Source organism: Acidovorax benzenivorans (assembly GCF_028680575.1).
GTDB classification, from domain to species: Bacteria; Pseudomonadota; Gammaproteobacteria; order Burkholderiales; family Burkholderiaceae_C; genus Acidovorax; species Acidovorax benzenivorans.
The window spans coordinates 326,758-348,332 of record NZ_JAPCKI010000004.1 but is presented as its reverse complement, the minus strand read 5'-3'; the positions used below and the strand labels follow the sequence as shown (position 1 = coordinate 348,332).

The window sequence follows — 21,575 nt, the reverse complement described above, 5'->3', positions numbered from 1 at the left end:
TTCGTTGTTGTCAGGTGCCTATCGCTTGGCGCTTCAGGGCGTCCAAGGTTTTTCCGTCTTTGTCCTTCCAGACGTTCCATCCATTGGCCGTCGTACCGAGTAGGGCCACCGCCGCCATGCTGGGAGATCGAAACAGGTGGTTCTTCGTGAAGACCACCGCATCGCCGTTCACACTGAGCGTGCCGTTGGCCACCAGCTTGTCTCTAAAGCTCGCGTTGCTTGTGCCTGCGATGGACTGCATGTTCTCCTTGCGTCCCACCGATCCTGCCAAGACTACGAATCCCTCTTGCGTGTACAGGCCACGGCCATCCACTCCACTGACCGTACAAAAAAGATAGTCTTGCGGTGGCGTATCTTGGGGTGCCTGCACAACAGGGTCAAACATTGGATGCCCCAGGGTTGCCAGAAGCGTCCGAGCCGTCTCAAAGACTTCAAGGCAATCGGCTTCCATGGGAGCGGGGGTGTGCGGGCGCGATCCTCCGTTTCCATTGAGGTCCGTGTACCGTTTCACTTTCCTAATGGCCTGTAGGCTGCACCATTCCAGAAACAGGCCGTGTGTTTGGGTGAGGGATTTGGTGCGTGAGATGAGCACCAAAGCGCGCTCCCAGAACGGCTTATCTGCATCATGCTTGGCAAGGCGCTTGCGCAGATCGCCTGTCTGGCCCACGTACACATTCAGCTCGGTCCCGTCGTCCGACTCGCCCACGAGGAAATAGACCGCGACTTCATTGCTCTCCGGCATCTCCAAGAAGTCCGAGAGCAGCTTTCGAGGTACGTCGATGACCTGGACGATGCGTGTGGTGATTTCTGCAACGCGAATGCCAGTCGGGCTGCCACCTGGCAGGAATATCTGGATGGTCTTAGGCGTGGTGCTCATGCGACCTCCCGAGAGGCAATGCTGCGCACATCGATCTGGCCAGTGACGGCAGCGGAGATCAGGGCGGTGCGGCGTTCTTGAAGAAGGGTGATGGCGGTGCGGGCTTCAGTCACCAGATCATCAATCTTGGAGGTTGCCTGATCAAGGAAGGCGATGACAAGCTGCTGCTCTTCGATGGATGGAACCGGCAGAAACATGTTTGCGTATTTTTCCGCACTCACGTTTTGTATGGTGGATTGAATCTGACTGCCAAGCACATAGCCCCAGTACGAATCGGTTCGACAAAAATAATTCAGCCATTGCGGAACACACAGTCTTTGGCTAAGGCGCACACGAATCAAGTAACCCGCAAAGCATGCCTCGCCCCAATGGCGTTGATACATGAAGCTCTTGCCTACTGTGCCGCCACTGCGAGCCAATAAAACATCCCCCTCCCTTAGCAAAAATGGCTCTGCGATTTCTCGGGGAAGCGACCTGAATGTTTCATCGCGTAAGGCGCCACTCTCGGTTACATCGGTGATTCTGACGAACCGTGGAAGCGATGGATCGTCTAACTCTGCTGCCTCGTTGGCTCCATATTTCAAGGGTTCGTCGCACAGTTGCTTGAGACGTTTGACCTCCCAATGCCCCGGAACCTCCCCCAACCATTCCACACCCGAATCCTTCATCGGCACGCTCGGGTCCAGCCCCTTGGTCACGGCGTGGGAGATGACGGCCTGGCGCTTTTCCTGCAGCAGGGCGATCAGCTTTTCCTGCTCGGCCACCAGCGCGTCGATCTTGGCGGTTTCGCGGTCGAGGAAAGTGGCGATGGCCTGCTGTTCGTCGATTGGTGGAACGATGATCGGCAAGCTGGTCACATCGGCCAAACTCAGTTGAACCTTTGTTCCGCCGTACCCGGTCGTTTCCAGATGGGTTTTGCCGACGTAAGAAATTGCTACGTAAGCTAACCACTCTGAGAGGCAATGCTTTTTGCTGGGACGTACCAATGCAACATGCTGGCTCACGAAAGCCCGGCCAAGCCCTGCCGGGACGACAGCAACAGACCCGAGATAAGCCGTGATTGAAAACAGAATGTCGCCCGCTTGGACTTGGGTTCGATCAACTTCTGCACCATCTGGCACAACCACCCTCTGGGTATCAGACAGATCCAGACGAATGCTGTCTCGTGTCAGATTCCCAATCCGTAAAAACAGGTCTCCGTCATCTGCGTAGTTCTCAGCCCAACCTCTTGCACCACTGGTGACGAATTCAATATCGCGCTTGAGGGGTATCACTATCCAATGCTCCGGCACCAGCCCCAGCCACGCCACCCCACTGTCCTTGTAATCCGGGTATCGCGGAAAACTCATGCCGACAGCCCCTTGATCATGTCCAGGATGCGGTCGGTGGTCTGCTTCAACTCGGCGTCAATCTCGGCCAGCGGGCGCGGGGGCTTGAAGACGTAGAAGTGCCGATTGAACGGGATTTCGTAGCCCACCTTGGTTTTGTCGGGGTCGATCCAGGCGTCAGGGGCGTGGGGCAGCACCTCGCGCTTGAAATACTCGCCCACGTCTTCGCTGAGCGGTACGTTCTCGGTGTCGCGCAAGCTGGCGTCGGGCTGGGGCTTGCCCTTTTGCTTGCCCTTTTGACCCAATACGATGTTGCCCGCTTCGTCGCGCAGCGGGCGCTCGACGGTGATGCTGTGGTAGCCAAAGGCTTCGTTGTCGAAGATGCGGCTGATGGGGGTGCCGTCGTCGTCGTGGGCTTCGGCAAAGTCGCCAAACAGGCGGGTGATGCGCTCAATGTGGGCGTCGCTCAGTTCCTTGCGCTTGCTTCCGAGGCTCTTGCGCATCTTCTGCCACATGCCGGATGCGTCGATCAGCTGCACCTTGCCCTTGCGCGCTTCGGGCTTGCGGTTGCTGATGATCCACACATAGGTGCTGATGCCGGTATTGTAGAACATGTCGGTGGGCAGGCCGACGATGGCTTCGCACAGGTCGTTCTCCAGCACGTAGCGGCGGATTTCGGATTCGCCACTGCCCGCGCCTCCGGTGAACAGCGGCGAGCCGTTGAGCACGATCCCAAAGCGGCTGCCGCCCTCTGACGTGGGGCGCATCTTGCTAAGCAGGTGCAGCAGGAACAGCATGGAACCGTCGGACACACGCGGCAGGCCGGGGCCGAAGCGGCCGTTGTAGCCCTGTTGCTCGTGCTCTTTGCGCACTTCCTTTTCGACCTTTTTCCATTCCACGCCAAAGGGTGGGTTGGACAGCATGTAGTCGAACCGCTTGTGCGCGTGGCCGTCGTCGCTGAGGGTATTGCCAAACGCGATGTTGGCTACGTCCTGGCCCTTGATGAGCATGTCGGCCTTGCAGATGGCGTAGGACTCGGGGTTGAGCTCCTGGCCGAAGACCGTCAGGCGCGCCTGGGGGTTGTGCTCGGCCAGGTATTCGCCCGCCACGCTGAGCATGCCGCCCGTGCCCGCGGTGGGGTCGTAGATGGTGCGCACCACGCCGGGCTTGCTGAGGATGGCGTCGTCTTCAATGAAGATGAGGTTGACCATGAGCCGGATGACTTCACGCGGGGTGAAGTGCTCCCCGGCGGTTTCGTTGCTGATTTCGGCGAACTTGCGGATCAGCTCCTCGAACACCAGGCCCATTTGCATGTTGCTGACTACCTCGGGGTGCAGGTCAATCTGGGTGAACTTCTCTGTGACCTGATACAGCAGACCAGCTTTGGCCAACCGCTCAACCTGAGCCTGAAATTCGAAGCGCTCGAACACATCACGCACAGCGGGCGAAAAGCCTTGCACGTAAGTGAACAGGTTGTGCGCAATGTTGTCAGGATCTCCCAGCAACTTGGGCAGATCCAGCGGGCTCTGGTTGTAGAAGCTCTGCTTTGACTTGCGCAACAAGAAGGGCTCGGGATTGATGCCCTGTGCCTCTTTTTCTGCCAGCTCTGACAAGACGGCAGCCTTGGTGGGCTCCAGTACGCAGTCAAGTCGTCTTAAAACGGTGAACGGAAGGATGACTTTGCCGTAGTCGGACTGTTTGTAGTCTCCACGGAGGAGGTCGGCGACCGACCAAATGAATGCGGAGAGAGATTGTTGGTTCATGCGCTCAGGAAACTGACATTTGCTTACTGGGTGCAGTATGCCAGCCACCGATGGGTTCCCTTGAGTGTGCAGACCTGATCAGTAGCAAAGGCGCTGGATTTTTAACTTCTATTTTGCATAACTTCGTATATGTGAATAAATATAAATACGGATTTTCGCCTGTGTTGATTTGCGATGTGTTCTGATTTTACCCACTGCTGCGCCAGTGGTTGATATAGGTTATTAATACAATGGGATAATTAATTGATGATTGGTCTCTTTATGTGCGTGGTTATGATTTGTTTTATTTGGGGGTGGTATGCTGCGTGAGTCGGAATTGAATGGAAGAATCATGGGGAGTTTGATAAATTACTGCTGGGGGCTCCATAAGGTTTATTCAAAGTTGTTGGTTGTCAGGGTGGATCTTGGCTATGGAAAGGAGTATGCTAGAACGTGTCCTTTAGCGGAAATAAAAAAAGATATTAAGCACATGCTGGATAACCGTAGAGGCAATCGTTCATTGTTCGAGCATATGGTTGGTTACTTTATTAAATATGAGTTCACCGAAGAGAAGGGGCCGCACGCTCATGCTCTGTTTTTTTATGATGGTCAGAAAGTGCGCAAAGATGAACATTATGGTGATCAAATTGGTCGTTACTGGAGGGAAAAAATAACTGCTGGAAATGGTGTTTTTCACAATTGCAACTATGACAAGGATCGCTATAAACAATGCGGAATTGGAATGATTGACCATTCCGACATTGCTAAGCGGAAAATTCTAATTGACAGAGTTATTTCATACATGCTCAAAGAAGAGCAAAGCATTGACAGTATCAAGCAATCGAGTCGAGATCGGGCGGTTACTAAAGCCGTTCTCCCTCGCCACAAGAGCAGTGCTGGGCGACCACGGAACTAGCCGTCTGAGTTTGAGCGCTTCGATGCGCTCCAAGAGCGTTTGGCATTCGCGTGGGCTCCAAGGTCACAAGGCGACTGAGTCCTGTAGGGAACGCCTGGAAGTTGCTTTTTTCGCTAGTTTCAGCGGAAATTAGCGGTGATAGCGAAGTTGAAGAGCGTAGTTTTGCGATGTCTCCGGTCTGGTCTACAAGCGTACGGGGAGACTGGAGATCATGACTCGGCTCTATTGAAAAGAGCAAACTGGGGCAACGGTCTGTTCCTTAACTACAAACCGTTGGAGCGGAGAGTGCTTTCAATGTGGTTGGAAGTCTTTTTTCCAAGAAGAAAAGGCAACCCCAGATCCTCTGAGGCTACCTTTTCAATTTCTAAAAAATCGCTTTAGTACCGGTTTGAATCGTAGTATTGTGGTGCCGCAATGGTTGTATTTGCATAGACTACGGTCTTCTTGTTCATCTTCAAGATTGTGATTCGAAGGGATGAGGCTAAAATATCAAGTAGTAAGTCCAGCTTTGCCTTGTCGCGAAAGCGATTTGGTCCATATTGCAAGATATAAGCTTTCGGTATGCAACTCCATTGTTTGTTATTTTGAGTTGTTTGTATCCAATCTTCAAGATCGGTCAGATCTCGCTGCTGCTCTGTAACGGGATTGTATTTTCCGAAGATGTTTACATACTGCTCGCCATAGAAGCTGATTAAGTTGATGGCGCATTGTAAAGTTTCACTACAAATCTCATCGCTATCCTCGATGAGAAACGCGTGAAAGATGGCCGCGATCCTTGCGATGTTTTCCGCAGCTTTGGATGCAAAATCTCTTGCTGCAAAGTACACACCGCCAGGTTGCATGCTGGCTTCATAGGAGTTCGCAATCCCATTCCAGTTGGCTTGGGCCTGTGGTGAAAACCTCAACAACCGCGACTCACTTCTCTCCAGCAGTGTTTTGCATCGGTCATAGAACCAATTGAGTTTGGTGTAATCGCCCTGGGATCCACTCTCGAATCTTTGGCCCTGAGTTGAGTATGGCCAGCACACCAGCACACGCGCAAAGAAACCGTTGCCGAGAGCTTGCTCGCCCTGTTTGGCTAAAAATCTCTGAAACACAACAGGCTGCGCTTGCAGTAGGCAGGTCAGGCTGGAGTCGTGTAGCACAAAGCTCCCGCTCGTCTTGCGATCTACCGACCAATCTGAGCCGCTCCACAGTGCATTCAAGGCCCCCAATTGCCTTGACATAGGGCCGTCGCAAAACTGAGCAAACTCGTCGTGCACCATTACTGCACTGTTTCCTCGCTCATGCAGCCCTTCCAGCAGTGCTTCGATAGTGGTGTCCGAGTAGATCAGTTTGAGCGCCAAACTAGGCTGAGGCTCAGCTTCGAGGGCCACCCGAAGCTGCTTTTCGATCTCATCGATCGACTCCTCTTTACGAACAGCCCGCTTCATGGCGTCACGCAGCGCGTCCACCTTTTCGCGCCAGAGCGCATGCTCAACCCTGTGTGCCGCGACACTGTGCGTGGCCTCTTCACTCCAGAGGCGCTGGATCTCCGTGAGAGCTTTGAAAAGCAGCTTCTGTACCGCGCTTTTTCGCTCACCTGAGTCACAGATGGCAATCAGGTACACGCCCACAGGTCCATCCAGTCCTGACTTGCGTTGAACCCGACATCTGCGCTGAACAGTGGCGGCCAATGCGCATATCAATATGCTGATGATCAGCTCACGCGGAGCCTGTGTGATTCTTGCGATCTCATCGACAAGTTGCTCAAGTTCTGGCGGCAGAACATTCGGCCATGGTTGTGCTGGGACGTTCATTGTTCAGCCCTCCCGGTTGGTTGTGGACCGGCTTGACGGCTCTCCAGCCAAGCTTCGATTTCGTGCAAAAAATGTCCGACAGCTCTGCTAGAAAGCTGCACTTTTTTGGGGAATGTCGGATCGAAGCGGCGTGATCGCGGGTTCTGCAAATCTGACAGCGTTGCATTCCCGAGACCTGTGACCATCCTCAAACGTGGTCGGCGGATAATTTCCTTCTTGGACTGCATTTGGCAATCTCCCATTTGTTTCAGCGAAAAAAACCCTCACGCAATGTGTGGCGCATTACAGTGCGTAAACGAGGGGCTTTAGACCTACCAGCGTTGTGCGCAGTGACATCGTGCAGAGCGATGCCAAGGGAATTTCTTACGTTGATCAGGTGGGAGTACGCCGCCTGAAGAAGCCTGAAGGCTTTGAGGTACGCCGCCGAAGCGGGTTTGTAGATGTTGGCGGAACTAGGTCACGCCTGAGATGCTGACGACACGGACTTAAGACGTCCCGTGTACTCCAGTGTAGCGCGGATTGACTCGGATGCGCAAATCAAAATTTTAGGCAGTCCATCGTGTTCGCCGTGCGGTGAGGGGCTGAAGGTCCCACGGACCGGGCCAAGCACCTCGTAGAAATTTGATGGATCGCGGCATTTGGAATGCCAAGGATGGCCGAAAGCTGCCTGTAGCATCCAAGACAAAAAGGTCTACCAAATGGCATACAAAACAAAAAAGCGCCCCGAGAGGCGCTTGTTTGCTTGCTTACTGGCGGAGAGGGCGGGATTCGAACCCGCGGTGGGGATTAGCCCACACACGCTTTCCAGGCGTGCGACTTAAACCGCTCATCCACCTCTCCGAAGCCTTCGATTATAGCCACAGGATTGGGGCATTCAGGCCATTGCCCGGCCCAGCCTGAAAATATCCAGCAGCCGACGCGCCGTCAGCCTGCCTTCTGCGACGCCTGCACCATCTTCATCGCCGACCCGATCAACGCTGACACCTCGGTCATGTTGCTGGGCACGATGAGTGTCGTGGTGGCGTCCGACGCAACCTTGCTGTAAGCGTCCACGGCCTTTTCAGCCACCTTGAGTTGCACGGCCTGTTCGCCGCCGGGCTGGCGGATGGCGGCGGCCACGCGTTCGATGGCCTGGGCGTTGGCTTCGGCCACGGCCTTGATGGATTCGGCCTCGCCCTGGGCCTTGTTGATGACGGCCTGTTTTTCGCCCTCGGAGCGGGCGATGAAGGCCTCGCGCTCGCCGGTAGCGATGTTGATCTGTTCCTGGCGGCGGCCTTCGGAGGCGGCGATCAGCGCGCGCTTCTCGCGCTCGGCGGTGATCTGGGCCTGCATGGCGTGCAGGATTTCCTTCGGAGGGGTCAGGTCCTTGATTTCGTAGCGCAGCACCTTGACCCCCCAGTTGAGGGCGGCTTCGTCGATGGCCTGCACCACTTGGGCGTTGATGATGTCGCGTTCTTCGAAGGTCTTGTCCAGCTCCAGCTTGCCGATGACCGAGCGCAGCGAGGTCTGCGCCAGTTGGGTCACGGCCATGATGTAGTTGCTCGATCCATAGCTGGCGCGCATCGGATCTGTGACCTGAAAGTACAGGATGCCGTCCACCTGCAATTGCGTGTTGTCGCGGGTGATGCAGATCTGGCTGGGCACATCGAGAGGGATTTCCTTCAGGCTGTGCTTGTAAGCGACCTTGTCCACAAAGGGGATCAGAAAGTTCAGCCCCGGGGTGAGCGTGCCGGCATATTTGCCCAGGCGTTCCTTGACCCAGGCATTTTGTTGGGGCACGACCTTGACTGAGCGGGCAATGAAGATCACGGCAATGATCAGGATGACGATGGCAATTTCCATGGGAAGCCTTTCTTGGGTGATCAACAGGGAGAATCAGGGACGGGGCTTACAGCGGGTCCACCAGCAGGCGGTTGCCCACCAGCTCGGCGACACGGTGCATGCCGGTAGAGGGGGTGACACCAGGGCGGTGGATGGCGGTCCACTGGGCGCCCCGGTACTTCACGGTGGTGGTGCCGTCAGAGTTCCAGCTTTCGATGTGGATGGTTTCGCCCACGTCCATGTTCACGCTGCGGTCCGCACGCGCAAACGGGTCGCCAGGGCGCTTTTTTCTCAACAGGTAGCAGGCCACCACTGCTCCACCGCCCACGATGGCTGCAGACACCATCTGCAATGCGGACGCCAGGCCCAGGTGGGCGGCCAGGGCGGCGGCTACCAGCCCCAGTGCCACCATCAGCAAATAGAACGTGCCGGTGAGCAGTTCTGCCACGACCACGGCCCCTGCTGCCAGCCACCAGATGGTGGATGCTTCCATGTGAACCTCCTTGTGTGGTTGTGTTTAGTGCACCACATTCTGGGTCAAAAGGATGGCAGTTCAAAGGCGCGTCAACGTTATTCCTTACACTTCGCGCCTATTTCGTTTTTTGGCCGGGCAGGGCACGGTTGCACGGAGGCTGCGCATGAAGTTTCGCTTTCCCATCATCATCATCGATGAAGACTATCGTTCCGAGAACACCTCGGGGCTTGGCATTCGCGCGCTCGCGCAGGCCATCGAGACCGAGGGCTTCGAAGTGGTCGGGGTCACCAGCTATGGTGATCTGTCGCAGTTTGCGCAGCAGCAAAGCCGCGCCAGCGCGTTCATTTTGTCCATTGACGATGAAGAGTTCACTGTGGGCGAGGGGCTCGATCCCATCGTGCTGAGCCTGCGTAACTTCATTGGCGAGGTGCGCCGCAAGAACACCGAAGTGCCTATCTATGTGCATGGCGAGACCAAGACCAGTCGCCACTTGCCCAACGACATCTTGCGCGAGCTGCATGGCTTCATCCACATGTTCGAGGACACCCCCGAATTCGTGGCGCGCCACATCATCCGCGAGGCCAAGAGCTACCTCGAAAGTGTGCAGCCTCCGTTCTTCAAGGCGCTGCTGGACTACGCCGAAGACGGCTCGTACAGCTGGCACTGCCCCGGCCACTCGGGCGGCGTGGCGTTTCTGAAGAGCCCTGTGGGCCAGATGTACCACCAGTTCTACGGCGAGAACATGCTGCGTGCCGACGTGTGCAATGCCGTGGAAGAGCTGGGCCAGCTGCTGGACCACAACGGAGCCATTGGCGAGAGCGAGCGCAACGCCGCGCGCATCTTCAATGCCGACCACTGCTTCTTCGTGACCAACGGCACGTCCACATCCAACAAGATGGTGTGGCACCACACCGTGGCGCCCGGCGACGTGGTGGTGGTGGACCGCAACTGCCACAAGTCCATTCTGCACAGCATCATCATGACTGGGGCCATTCCCGTGTTCATGAAGCCCACGCGCAACCACTTCGGCATCATCGGCCCCATCCCGCAAAGCGAGTTCGAGCCCAAGGCCATCGAGGCCAAGATCAAGGCCAACCCCTTGCTCAAGGGCGTTGACGCCAAGAAGGTCAAACCACGCGTGCTCACGCTCACGCAGTCCACCTACGACGGCGTGCTTTACAACACCGAGACCATCAAGGGCATGCTCGATGGTTACGTGGACAACCTGCATTTTGACGAGGCCTGGTTGCCGCACGCGGCCTTCCATCCGTTCTATGGCAGCTACCACGCCATGGGCAAAAAGCGCATGCGCCCCAAGCATTCGGTGACTTACGCCACGCAGTCCATCCACAAGCTGCTGGCCGGTATCAGCCAGGCCAGCCATGTGCTGGTGCAGGACTCGCAGACCACCAAACTCGACCGCCACCTGTTCAACGAGGCCTATCTGATGCATACCAGCACCAGCCCTCAGTACAGCATCATCGCCAGCTGCGATGTGGCCGCCGCGATGATGGAGCCACCCGGTGGCACAGCGCTGGTGGAAGAGAGCATTCTGGAAGCGCTCGACTTCCGCCGCGCCATGCGCCAGGTGGAGGATGAGTTCGGCAAGAACGACTGGTGGTTCAAGGTCTGGGGCCCTGAAAAGCTCACCGACGAGGGCATTGGCCGCGCAGAAGACTGGATCATCCGCAGCGACAGCAAGAGCAAGAAGGGCAGCAAGTGGCACGGCTTCGGGCAACTGGCTGATGGCTTCAACATGCTGGACCCGATCAAGTCCACCATCGTCACGCCGGGCCTGAGCCTGGACGGCAAGTTCGACAAGACCGGCATCCCCGCGTCCATCGTGACCAAGTACCTCGCCGAGCACGGCGTGGTGGTGGAGAAGACGGGCCTGTACAGCTTCTTCATCATGTTCACCATCGGCATCACCAAGGGCCGCTGGAACACGCTGCTCACTGCGCTGCAGCAGTTCAAGGACGACTACGAGAAGAACCAGCCCATGTGGCGCATCCTTCCGGAGTTCTGCCAGCAGCACAAGCGCTACGAGCGCATGGGCCTGAAGGACCTGTGCCAGCATGTGCACCAGATGTACGCCAAGTACGACATCGCGCGCCTGACGACCGAAATGTACCTGTCGGACCTCACGCCCGCCATGAAGCCCTCGGATGCGTATGCGCACATCGCGCACCGCACCACCGAGCGCGTGGAGATCGACAACCTGGAAGGCCGCATCACTGTGGGTCTGGTCACGCCGTACCCACCGGGCATTCCGCTGCTCATTCCCGGCGAAGTCTTCAACAAGAAGATCGTGGACTACCTCAAGTTCGCCCGCGAGTTCGCCAAGCTATGCCCTGGCTTTGAAACCGACATTCATGGTCTGGTGGAAGTGGAAGACGAGAGCGGCCAGGTGCGCTACTACGCTGACTGCGTGGCGGAGCAAGCCAAGGCTGGCAAGAACCCCAAGCCGCTGGCGACCGCCAAGAACCTGGTGCAAGTGGGCGACGATGGCCCCTACGGACGCAACGTGTAAACACCGCCTTTGCGCTGGCGCTGGCGCTGGTGCGTTGGTGCACCGGCTCCCAAGAATCGCTCCCCCTGCATGGCTGGCGGAGCGATTTTTTTGTGCGCTTGAATTCACGGCAGTGGTGCTGCCGTAGTTATTGACCGTCAGCCGCGTGGTTCTCTTGCGGTGATTTCCTAGAGCCAGTTTCCTCGGCGGTGGGTGACGGCTGCGGCAGCCCCCGTCAGCGGGAGGGCTGCATGTCGTCCCGCACGCGCACAAAACTCGCGAAGCGTGGCAAGCCGCCATCATGGGTGCCTCGAAAGCGATACGTCACCCAGCTGCCCACGGGCGGTGGGTGGTCGCGTTCAGCATCGGTCAACCCTGCACCCAGCCTGAAGCGCTGTCCCGACGGCATCTCCACCACCAGCGCGCCCAGGCGTCCGGCATGGCGGCCCTGGCCGGGCAGATGAGCCACCACGCGGGCCTCGGTGTCTTCGTGGGTCTTGACCTTGATGAGGTCGTCACTGCGCCCCGCGCGGTACATCGATGCGCCACGGTGCAGCATCAGCCCTTCGCCACCTGCACGCACGGTGCGCAGCAGCAGTTTTTGCAAGGCGGCGTCGTTGGCCACACGCTGTTGTGGCACCGCCTGCACCCACGGCTGGCCCAGCGACTCCACCAGGGTGTTTAGCGCGGGAAGGCGCTGGTCAAACGTGCCGCCATGCGCGGGCAGGTCAAACACCATGAAGCGCATCTCGCGCCAGGCGGCATCGTCCAGCTGCTGTTGGCGTACGGTGGATTGGGTGTGGCTGAATCGGCCGCGTCCTGCCCACAGTTCTCCGTCCATGGGCACGTCGGACCAGTTGGCGGTGAACCAGGCTGGGGCCGCCACCGTCTCGCCACCCCGCGTGCGCAGCGTGTGGCCGTCCCAATAGCCGCGCACACCGTCGTATTTTTCGCTCACCCAATAGTCCGCCAGGCGCATGCCGGGGTGGTACACGTTGGCCAGCAGCAGGGCGGGCGCGTCGGCGGCCCAGGCCGGGGGCGTGGTCAGTGCGGCCAGGGGCACAAGGCCGAGCCAGGCCAGGCAGTGTCTGCGGAGCATGTTGTAGGGTTTTGCTATCAAAAAAATAGCTTCTAGCGCATGTTTTATAAGCGCTAGAAGCCTGTTTTTTGCGAAGGCTGTCAGCCCCGGCGAAGATTACACCTGGTCGGCGCTCAGGCCGGCCGTCTGGCTGAAGCCGCCGTCCACGTAGGTGATCTCGGCAGTCATGCCGCTGGCCAGGTCCGACAGCAGGAAGGCCGCAACGTTGCCTACGTCTTCAATCGTGACATTGCGGCGCAGGGGCGAGGCATCGGCCACGCGGCTGAGCAGCTTGCCAAAGTCTTTGATACCGCTGGCAGCCAGGGTCTTGATGGGGCCGGCGCTGATGCCGTTGGCGCGGATGCTGCGGCCGTCTTCGGTGCGGCCCACGGCCTCGGCCAGGTAGCGCACGCTGGCTTCCAGGCTGGCCTTGGCCAGGCCCATGGTGTTGTAGTTGGGGATGGAGCGCAGCGCGCCCAGGTAGCTCAGCGTGAGCAGCGACGACTTGTCGTTGAGGTAGGGCAGGGCGGCCTTGGCCATGGCCGGAAAGCTGTAGGCACTGATGTCGTGCGCAATGCGGAAGCCTTCGCGCGACAGGCCTTCCAGAAAATTGCCAGCAATCGCCTCGCGGGGGGCAAAGCCAATGCTGTGCACGAAACCGTCGAACTTGGGCCATACCTGGGCCAGGTCAGCGAACATGCGGTCGATCTGCTCGTCGCTGCCCACGTCGCAGTCAAAGATCAGCTTGGAGTCGAACTCGGCGGCAAAGTCGGTGATGCGGTCCTTGAAGCGCTCACCCACGTAGCTGAAAGCCAGCTCGGCGCCCTGTGCGTGGCAGGCCTTGGCGATGCCGTAGGCGATGGAACGGTTGGACAGCACGCCCGTGATGAGCAGCTTTTTGCCGGTCAGAAAACCCATGTGAAATCTCCTTGTGGAATAGCGAAATGCAGGCTTGGCGCCCGGTGCATGTGGGTATGCGGCTTTGGCTGCAAGCCCCTGCGAACGTAGTGCAGAATTGTCGCATGCGATTTTTGATGGCTTTTCTGTTGCTGTGCAGTGCCTTTCCCGCTTGGGCTGTGCATGGCATGGGCATGGGGTACGAGCCCAAATACCCGGCGGGTTTTTCGCACTTTGACTATGTGCGGCCTGATGCGCCCAAGGGGGGGCGGCTGCAGTTGTCGGCCAGCGGCAGCTTCGACAAGCTCAATCCCTTTACCCTGCGCGGACAGGTGGCTGCTGGCATGGGCTATAGCGGCAATGGGTTCGTCTTTGCAGAATATGGTTTGATATTCGACTCGCTCACTACGTCCAGCGAGGATGAGCCTTTCAGCCGATATGGTTTGCTGGCAGAAGACATTTCCCTGGCGCCAGACCAGCTCAGCGTGCAGTTCCGACTGAATCCCAAAGCCAGGTTTTCCAATGGTGATCCGGTGCTTGCGCAGGACGTCAAATACTCGTTCGACACGTTGACCAGCAAGCAGGCATCGCCCACATTCCGGGCCTATTGGGCAGATATTGCCCAGGCGGTGGTGGTTGACCGATTGACGATCCGCTTTGATTTCAAGCGCCGCAATTCCGAGCTGCATATGGTGATAGGTCAGTTGCCGGTGTTCTCCAAGGCCTGGACCCAGGGTAAGACCATAGACCAGATATTTCTGGAGCATCCGGTCGCCAGCGGCCCCTATGTGATCAAACATGTGGACCTGGGCAAGTCCGTCACCTACCAACGTCGCAAGGACTACTGGGCTGCTGACCTGCCGGTTCGCAAGGGCATGTTCAACTTCGATGAAGTTGAGTACGTCTATTACCGTGATCGCCTGGGCGAGGAGGAGGCCGTCAAGGCCGGTGATCTCGACGCCTTGGAAGAGTTTTCCATTTCTGCTTGGGTGCGCCGCTACAAAGGGCGCCGGTTTGATTCGGGTGAGCTGGTTAAAGACGAGATTGCTCACACACGTGCCACTGGCATGCAAGGTATCGTGATGAACCTGCGGCAACCCCGGTTTGCCGACAAGCGGGTGCGTACGGCCATTGCGCTGGCTTTTGACTTCGACTGGCTCAACAACCGGGTGTTTTACAACCGCCGCGCCCGGACTCAGAGCTACTTTCAGAACTCTGCGGACCTGATGGCTGGCGAAATGCCTACGCCAGAGGAACTGCAGATCGCTGCACGTCTGGAGCAGACCCCGGCACTGCTCGCTGCGTTGCGCGACCCCGTGGTTCGCCCCGCAAGCAGTGGCGGCACGGCCGAGGGGCTTCGAAAGAATCTGCTGCGGGCGCGGCAACTGCTCAGTGAAGCGGGCTGGACTTACCGGGACGGTGCTTTGCGCAACAGTGCCGGGGATCCTTTTGTCATGACCATCATGATTCCAGATCGCAGCTCTGAAATTGTGCTGGCCCCCTATGCCCGCAACTTGGGAAAGATTGGCATCGAATTGCGCTACCGCCTCAGTGATGCCAGCCTCATCAAGAAGCGGTTGGACGATTTCGACTTTGACCTAGCTATCAATATCCTGGGCGGATCCTCCAGTCCTGGAAACGAGTTGTACGACGATTTTGGTTCCGCCTCTGCAGACGAGAAGGGAAGCCAGAACCTCTCCGGCATCAAAGACAAAACCATTGACCAGTTGATTGAAGAGATCGTCAAGAGCCCTGACCGCAAGGCGATTGCCGCTGGCGCACGTCTGCTGGACCGCTATCTGCTGCACCAGCAATATGTGGTGCCCATGTACTATGGCCGTCAGTTCTTCATTGCCCGCAAGAACTACCTGCAGCATCCCCCGGCCTTGCCTCCCCATATGTTGGCTGGCTCATGGCTGCTGACCATGTGGTGGCGTGAACAACCCTGAAATTCACCATGGTCACCTATATTCTTCGCCGCTTACTGCTGATAGTTCCCACGCTGCTGGGGGTGCTGGTGATCAACTTTGCTGTTATCCAGTTTGTTCCAGGCGGTCCCGTCGAGCAACTCATGGCACAGCTGACCAACAAGGAAAACTCTCTGGGTAGTGGGCAGGGCGCGCGTGCATTGACCCCTGCGCAGGTGGGCGAAATCAAGGCCATGTATGGCTTCGACAAGCCTGCGCCCGAACGCTTTTGGCAGATGCTCAAGCAATATGCCCAGTTCGATCTGGGCAAAAGTTTTCTGCAACGCAAGGATGTCTGGGGGCTCATCAAGGAAAAACTGCCGGTGTCTATTACCCTGGGCTTGTGGACATTTTTCATCAGCTATTTGGTGGCTGTGCCGCTGGGGGTGCTTAAGGCTGTGCGGGCTGGCTCACGCTTTGATTTGGTGAGCACGGTATTGATCCTTGTCGGATATGCCATTCCCGGGTTCGTGCTGGGGGTTGCACTATTGGTGGTATTTGGTGGCCAGCTGCAGTGGTTTCCGTTGCGTGGTCTGGTTTCGTCCGGTTGGGACGACCTGACTTGGGGTGCTCGCATCGTCGATTACCTGTGGCACATCACGCTGCCTGTGACAGCCATGGTGCTGGGCAGTTTTGCCGTGACGGCCATGCTGACCAAGAACGCGTTTCTGGAAGAGATACGCAAGCAATACGTACTCACGGCCCGCGCCAAGGGGCTGAGCGAGCGGCAGGTGCTCTGGAAGCATGTGTTCCGCAATGCGCTCATCCCCATCGTCACCGGCTTTCCGGCCGCCTTCATCAGTGCGTTCTTTGCGGGCTCGCTGCTCATTGAAACGCTGTTCTCGCTCGACGGGCTGGGCCTGCTCAGCTACGAGAGCGTGATCCGCCGCGACTACCCCGTGGTGCTGGGCACGTTGTACCTGTTCACGCTGATTGGGCTGGTTACCAAGCTCGTCAGTGACCTTTGTTATGTGTGGGTGGACCCGCGCGTGAAGTTTGACTAGCCCGAACGGACCCATGGCCCTGATGAGTTCTGCTCCCGCATCGCCTTCGCTCTCGCCCTCCCGCCGTGCGTGGCTGCGCTTCAAGCGCAACCGCCTGGGGTACTGGAGCCTGCTGATCTTTTGTGCCCTGGTGCTGGTCAGCCTGTGTGCCGAGCTGGTCAGCAACGACAAGCCGCTCATCGTGCGCTACGAGGGGCAGACTTACTTTCCCATGCTCAAGGACTACCCCGAGAAGACCTTTGGCGGAGACTTTGATACGCCTACGGACTATCTGGACCCTTCCATTCAGCAACGGTTGAGTGCTGGCGCCAATTGGGCGCTTTACACCATCAATACCGCTGGCCCTAAAACGCTGAACTACTTTGCCAGGTTGCCCAACCCCTCGGGGCCGACGGCCAACAACTGGCTGGGCACGGATGACAGGGGGCGCGACATGGTGGCCCAATTGCTCTATGGCTTTCGGGTGAGCGTGCTGTTTGCGCTGGCGCTCACCGTTACTGGCGTGGTGCTGGGGTTGCTCACCGGGGCCATCCAGGGTTTTTTTGGAGGCAAAACAGACCTTGCGTTCCAGCGCTTTGTCGAGATCTGGGGCGCCATGCCAGAGCTGTATCTGCTCATCATCTTCAGCGCGCTGTTCTCGCCCAGCTTGGCCTTGCTGCTTATTCTGTTGAGCTTGTTCGGCTGGATGGGCCTGTCGGACTATGTGCGTGCCGAGTTCCTGCGCAACCGCCAGCTCGACTATGTGAAGGCGGCGCGGGCCCTGGGGGTGAGCAACAGCCAGATCATCTGGCGCCACATCTTGCCCAACAGTCTGACGCCGGTGGTCACCTTCTTGCCATTTCGTATGAGTGCGGCCATTTTGTCGCTGACCTCACTCGACTTTCTGGGTCTGGGCGTGCCACCTGGAACGCCTAGCTTGGGCGAGTTGCTGAGCCAGGGAAAAAACAACATCGACGCTTGGTGGATATCGCTGTCCACGTTTGGTGTGCTGGTGGTCACCTTGCTGCTGCTGACCTTCATGGGTGATGCGCTGCGCGATGCGCTGGACCCCAGAAAGGCGGATCAATGATGGCTCCCACGCTCGGCACTGGCGTGTCCTCCCTGCCCCCCGAGGGAGCTCCTGGTCAATCGCTGCTGACTGTCCAGGACCTGCATGTGCGCTTCGGCACCAAAGAGGTGGTGCGCGGCGTCAGCTTCAGCCTGGCTGCTGGCGAAAAGCTGGCGCTGGTGGGGGAGTCCGGCTCGGGCAAGACCATCACGGCGTTGAGCCTGCTGCGGCTGGCGGGCAATGCCGCCATCACGGGCCAGGCGCTGTTGCAGGGGCGTGGCGACCTGCTGGCGATGACTGAGCGCGAGATGCGTGGCGTGCGTGGCGGCGACATCGCCATGGTGTTCCAGGAGCCCATGACCGCGCTCAACCCGCTGATGACGATTGGTCAGCAGATCGCTGAAATCCTGCTGCTCAAGAAGGGCCTGACGGGTGCGCAATGCGCACAGGCCGCCATTGAGCTGCTGGCGCAAACCGGCATTCCCGAGCCCGCGCGCCGCGCCAACAGCTTTCCGCACCAGCTCTCGGGTGGCCAGCGCCAGCGCGCGATGATTGCCATGGCCCTGGCCAGCAGCCCCAAGCTGCTGTTGGCCGACGAGCCCACTACTGCGCTCGATGTGACCTTGCGCGGCCAGATTTTGGACCTGCTGAGCGATCTGCAACGCCAGACCGGCATGGCGGTGCTGCTGATCACGCACGACCTGAACCTGGTTCGCCGTTTTGCCGACCGCGTAGCCGTGATGGAGCAGGGCGTGCTGGTAGAGCAAGGCCCGGTGGCCGAAGTATTCGGCGCACCCCAGCATGCCTACACCCGCCGCCTGATCGCTAGCCAGCCCCGCCGCGATGTGGTCGAGGCAGACCCGCCTGCAGGCACCGCGCCCGTGGTGCAGACGCAGGATCTGCGCGTGGTGTACCCCACGCCATTGCCGGGCATCCAGGGCTGGTTCAAAAAGGGTGAGTTTGTGGCGGTGCAGAGCGCCACGCTGCAACTGCTGCCGGGGCAGACGCTGGGGGTGGTGGGTGAGTCCGGCTCGGGCAAGTCCACGCTGGCCCAGGCCATCCTGGGCCTGTTGCCCTCGACCGGCCAGTTGCAGGTAGGAGGGCAGGCGTGGCAACAGCCTGCCACGCGCAACACCCCCGCCAACCAGCAGCTGCGCCGCCGGGTGCAGGTGGTGTTTCAAGACCCGTTCTCATCGCTGTCTCCGCGCCTCACGGTGGAAGAGATCGTGGGTGAAGGCCTCAAGGTGCACGAACCCACACTGACCGTGGCCCAGCGCCGCGTGCGCGTCGAGGCTGCGCTGGACGAAGTGGGCCTGGCCGAGTCGCAGTACCCACGTCTGCTGGAGCGTTACCCGCACGAATTTTCTGGCGGACAGCGCCAGCGCCTGGCCATCGCGCGCGCCCTCATCGTGCAGGCCCAGGTGCTGGTGCTGGACGAGCCCACCAGCGCACTGGACGTCACCATTCAGCAGCAGGTGCTGGGCCTGCTGCAGCGCTTGCAAAAAGAAAAGGGCCTGAGCTACCTGCTCATCACCCACGACGTGGATGTGATCCGCGCCATGGCGCACGACGTGCTGGTGATGAAGGACGGCGCGGTGCTGGAAAGTGGCAGCGTGGATGAGGTGCTGAACGCACCCCAGCACCCCTACACCCAGCGCCTGGTGGCCGCAGCCACCGTGCCCGGGGTGGAGTAGTTTTTGGTGAAAATGGCCGCTGGTGCTTGTGTTTAAAGCGCTTGGCGCTATTTAATTCGTAGCATGAAGAGGCTTGATGCCAGTCGGGTGTCGGGCGCCGCGCACCGTATCGAATCTCGGGTGCTTTGCTGCATCACGGTCACGGCACTGGCATTCGGTGCGGCTCCACGCCTGCAGCGCCTGACCTCGCGTCAGGTCATCACTGTGCGCCTGGCTTGCTGTTCATCGGCGGGCGGCGCCCACAGGATGCGGCCCACGTCGATGCCCATGGCCTGCGCACGCTCGATCAGGTGTTCGCGCACATGCCAGGGCAGGGTGGGGGTGCGCGACAGGATCCACAGGTAGTCCTTGCTGGAGCCCACCACCATGGCCCATTGGTAGTTCTCATCCAGCGCCACCACGTTGTAGCCGCCGTAGAACGGCCCGAAGAACGACACCTTCAACGCCGCGCGCGTGGGCGCATCGACGAAGCGTGCCGTGCCCTCGGCCTCCTTCCACTCCTTGCGCACCGGGTCGTATCCGCGGTTCACCACTTTCACGGTGTCGTTGGGGTTGCGGCGGTAGGTGGCGCTGGTCTGGGTGAGCCCGCGCTCGAACGAATGGTCGATGCGCGCCACCTCGTGCCAGTGGCCGGTGTAGCGGTCCACATCGAAGCCGGTCACGGCCTGGATACCTTCGGGCGTGCGTGGCGTGGAGCAGGCCGTGAGCGCCAGCAGCGCCATCAGTGCGGCTCCGACCGCAAGGGACCAGGGAGAGTGTCGGCGAGGCATCATGGTGTGGACGCGCATGGGATTGCTCCTGCGGTGGTGGCTTTAGAAGGTGCGTTGCAGGGCTTTGTGGGCATGCGCTGCGCGGCGGTTGTTTGTGTGCGTTCGACTGTAGGCACGGCAGCTGCCCCGGCGTGTAGGCGCAGGCTGGCAGCGCGTGTCGGTGCTGCGCAGGGGTTGTGTGTGGGGCCACCGCCCGACAGCGCGGCGTTGACGGACCGGCGGCAGACGCCTAGGCGTAGAGTGGGGCCAGGCGCTTGCTGCCTGCTTGCCTGCTGCCTGCTGGCGAATGCGCCCCGATCGGAGAGGAACACCCATGACCGCCCACGTCCACCCTGCGCACAACGCACCACCCTTGGAAGACGGCCCGCCCCGGGTGGACCCCTTGCGCTTTCACCGGCGCCATGAGCACCTGGCCCCTACCTTCGGCACGGACCGGTTTGCGTTGCAGGCCGAGGCCTTTGCGCGGTTCTTTGGCACGCCGCTGTTTCTCGGTGCGCAAACGTTGATCGTGGCGGCGTGGATCTCGATCAACGTGCTGGGTGCTGTCAGGTTCGACCCTTATCCGTTCATCCTGCTCAACCTGGCATTCAGCCTGCAGGCGGCCTACGCCGCGCCGCTCATCCTGCTGGCCCAGACCCGGCAGGCTGCGCGCGACAAGCACCACGCCGACGCGGATGCGCAGCACCGCGAGGCGCTGGCCATTGCCAGCGAGCAGCGCCAGGCCATTGCCGCGCAGAATGCCGCGCAGGTGCTGGAACTGCTGCAGCAAAACACCCTGCTGACCGAACAGACGCGCCAGCTCACGCTGCGCGTAGAAGCACTGACCGTGGAGATCCACCAGCGTTTCGTCGCGCAGGCCGCGCGGCCGTGATGGGACGGATCCACGAACGACTTCCCCCCGTCCACGCGGGCCCGGGCCATGCCCTCCTGCTCCACTGCCGACCACATCGCGGAATGCCCATGCCCCCACCATCTCCACCATCTCCCTTGTTCCCTTCACCCCCGCCGGTGGCCCCAACGCCGTGGCCCCAGGAGGGTGATGCGGACTTCGATATCACGGCGCTGTACCGCCGGATCCATGGCCTTGCTATGCCAGGGCAACTGGCCACCGCCCTGCACTTGGGGGCGGAGCACACCGTGGTGGCAACGGGGCTGGACCCTCAGTTGCCCTCTGTGCTGCTGACACTGGCGCTGGGCAGCCAGAAGACGGCGCGCGATTTTTTCCGCGGGGCGCTTCCTACCCCCTTCGAGCTGGAGACCGCCATTGCGTGGGTGGAGGACGAGGTCTATGCCGCCCATGTCCGCCATCGCCCCTGGGTGCCGCAGGGTGTAGTGGTCGTGCCTTGTTCCACAGACCCGGCGCTGCACGAGATCGCCACCCTGGCGGGCATTGCGCAAGGGCCGCTGCGGATACTGACTCTCGACGCCCTGGAGCATGTGTTCAACCGGCTTGTCTCTGTATCGCAAGGGCGTCCGGCTTCGCAGGAGGGGCTGCCCGCCCACGCCGCATTCGCGGCCTCCCTGCTTGTGCTGCGCGAGCTGATGCACCACATGCCGTTCGGGTCACTCACGCTGATGGACGGTGCCTGAGGGGCCGTGGGCCGATGGGTGGTCCAACGCTGGGCGGCGCGGGCATGTGGTGGAAAGCGG

The 21,575-nt window shown here is 59.5% G+C and carries 18 protein-coding genes and 1 tRNA gene; 8 read left to right on the top strand and 11 right to left on the bottom strand.

From position 1 onward, the window contains the following. Positions 1 to 10: 10 nt before the first annotated feature. From OIN59_RS09740 to OIN59_RS09730, 3 genes are read right to left on the bottom strand one after another with little or no spacing between them, the layout of a single operon-like run. Positions 11 to 877, bottom strand: a complete 867-nt coding sequence (locus OIN59_RS09740; RefSeq protein WP_274109648.1) for a GIY-YIG nuclease family protein — start codon at positions 875 to 877, stop codon at positions 11 to 13. Next, on the bottom strand, positions 874 to 2,226 hold the full coding sequence (locus tag OIN59_RS09735; protein WP_274109646.1) for a restriction endonuclease subunit S: 1,353 nt from the start codon (positions 2,224 to 2,226) through the stop codon (positions 874 to 876). Before OIN59_RS09735 ends, OIN59_RS09740 begins: the two co-directional genes overlap by 4 nt. After that, a complete protein-coding gene (locus tag OIN59_RS09730; protein WP_274109644.1) occupies positions 2,223 to 3,968 on the bottom strand; it encodes a type I restriction-modification system subunit M in 1,746 nt (581 codons plus the stop codon). The genes OIN59_RS09735 and OIN59_RS09730 overlap by 4 nt, the downstream gene beginning before the upstream one ends. Before the next feature lie 469 nt (positions 3,969 to 4,437). On the opposite strand from OIN59_RS09730, the gene OIN59_RS09725 reads away from it, so the two are divergent. Next, a complete protein-coding gene (locus OIN59_RS09725) occupies positions 4,438 to 4,863 on the top strand; it encodes a hypothetical protein (RefSeq protein WP_456057487.1) in 426 nt (141 codons plus the stop codon). A gap of 377 nt (positions 4,864 to 5,240) precedes the next feature. Here OIN59_RS09725 and OIN59_RS09720 read toward each other — a convergent pair whose 3' ends face one another. From OIN59_RS09720 to OIN59_RS09705, 5 genes are all read right to left on the bottom strand, one after another. Further along, entirely contained in the window at positions 5,241 to 6,662 is a 1,422-nt protein-coding gene (locus tag OIN59_RS09720; RefSeq protein ID WP_274109642.1) for a YfjI family protein, read from the bottom strand. Next, positions 6,659 to 6,889, bottom strand: coding sequence for a helix-turn-helix transcriptional regulator (locus OIN59_RS25345; protein ID WP_082176562.1), 231 nt, complete (start codon positions 6,887 to 6,889; stop codon positions 6,659 to 6,661). The genes OIN59_RS09720 and OIN59_RS25345 overlap by 4 nt, the downstream gene beginning before the upstream one ends. A 523-nt stretch (positions 6,890 to 7,412) precedes the next feature. Further along, positions 7,413 to 7,502 (bottom strand) — tRNA-Ser (locus OIN59_RS09715). 84 nt (positions 7,503 to 7,586) lie between these two features. Next, positions 7,587 to 8,504 (bottom strand): SPFH domain-containing protein, encoded by a 918-nt coding sequence (locus OIN59_RS09710; RefSeq protein ID WP_274109639.1) that lies wholly within the window; start codon positions 8,502 to 8,504, stop codon positions 7,587 to 7,589. Positions 8,505 to 8,550: 46 nt separating this feature from the next. Beyond that, positions 8,551 to 8,976 carry an NfeD family protein gene (locus OIN59_RS09705; RefSeq protein WP_274109637.1) on the bottom strand — a complete coding sequence of 142 codons (426 nt, stop codon included), beginning with the start codon at positions 8,974 to 8,976 and terminating at the stop codon, positions 8,551 to 8,553. Between the two features lie 145 nt (positions 8,977 to 9,121). On the opposite strand from OIN59_RS09705, the gene OIN59_RS09700 reads away from it, so the two are divergent. Continuing rightward, positions 9,122 to 11,488, top strand: coding sequence for an arginine/lysine/ornithine decarboxylase (locus tag OIN59_RS09700; RefSeq protein WP_274109635.1), 2,367 nt, complete (start codon positions 9,122 to 9,124; stop codon positions 11,486 to 11,488). A 214-nt stretch (positions 11,489 to 11,702) separates the two neighbouring features. On the opposite strand, the gene OIN59_RS09695 is transcribed toward OIN59_RS09700, so the two are convergent. Beyond that, positions 11,703 to 12,566 (bottom strand): DNA ligase, encoded by an 864-nt coding sequence (locus OIN59_RS09695; protein ID WP_274109633.1) that lies wholly within the window; start codon positions 12,564 to 12,566, stop codon positions 11,703 to 11,705. Between the two features lie 96 nt (positions 12,567 to 12,662). Then, positions 12,663 to 13,463: an enoyl-ACP reductase FabI gene (gene fabI / locus OIN59_RS09690; protein WP_274109631.1), complete on the bottom strand. Its 801-nt coding sequence runs from the start codon at positions 13,461 to 13,463 to the stop codon at positions 12,663 to 12,665. Between the two features lie 104 nt (positions 13,464 to 13,567). Between fabI and OIN59_RS09685 the strand changes: the two genes are divergently transcribed. Genes OIN59_RS09685 through OIN59_RS09670 form a run of 4 tightly spaced genes read left to right on the top strand, consistent with a single transcriptional unit; the run spans position 13,568 to position 19,155 of the window. Next, positions 13,568 to 15,391, top strand: coding sequence for an extracellular solute-binding protein (locus OIN59_RS09685; protein ID WP_274109629.1), 1,824 nt, complete (start codon positions 13,568 to 13,570; stop codon positions 15,389 to 15,391). Positions 15,392 to 15,399: 8 nt separating this feature from the next. Further along, positions 15,400 to 16,413 (top strand): microcin C ABC transporter permease YejB, encoded by a 1,014-nt coding sequence (locus OIN59_RS09680; protein WP_274109627.1) that lies wholly within the window; start codon positions 15,400 to 15,402, stop codon positions 16,411 to 16,413. Between the two features lie 22 nt (positions 16,414 to 16,435). Further along, entirely contained in the window at positions 16,436 to 17,482 is a 1,047-nt protein-coding gene (locus tag OIN59_RS09675; protein WP_274109626.1) for an ABC transporter permease, read from the top strand. Next, the gene (locus tag OIN59_RS09670; protein ID WP_274109624.1) at positions 17,482 to 19,155 is read left to right on the top strand and encodes an ABC transporter ATP-binding protein; all 1,674 of its coding nucleotides are present in this window, start codon (positions 17,482 to 17,484) and stop codon (positions 19,153 to 19,155) included. Before OIN59_RS09675 ends, OIN59_RS09670 begins: the two co-directional genes overlap by 1 nt. Before the next feature lie 191 nt (positions 19,156 to 19,346). On the opposite strand, the gene OIN59_RS09665 is transcribed toward OIN59_RS09670, so the two are convergent. After that, on the bottom strand, positions 19,347 to 19,943 hold the full coding sequence (locus tag OIN59_RS09665; protein WP_274109622.1) for a lipocalin family protein: 597 nt from the start codon (positions 19,941 to 19,943) through the stop codon (positions 19,347 to 19,349). A gap of 295 nt (positions 19,944 to 20,238) precedes the next feature. On the opposite strand from OIN59_RS09665, the gene OIN59_RS09660 reads away from it, so the two are divergent. Next, positions 20,239 to 20,796 (top strand): DUF1003 domain-containing protein, encoded by a 558-nt coding sequence (locus OIN59_RS09660; protein ID WP_274109620.1) that lies wholly within the window; start codon positions 20,239 to 20,241, stop codon positions 20,794 to 20,796. Positions 20,797 to 20,912: 116 nt separating this feature from the next. Further along, entirely contained in the window at positions 20,913 to 21,515 is a 603-nt protein-coding gene (locus OIN59_RS09655; RefSeq protein WP_274109618.1) for a hypothetical protein, read from the top strand. The last annotated feature ends 60 nt before the right edge of the window (positions 21,516 to 21,575 follow it).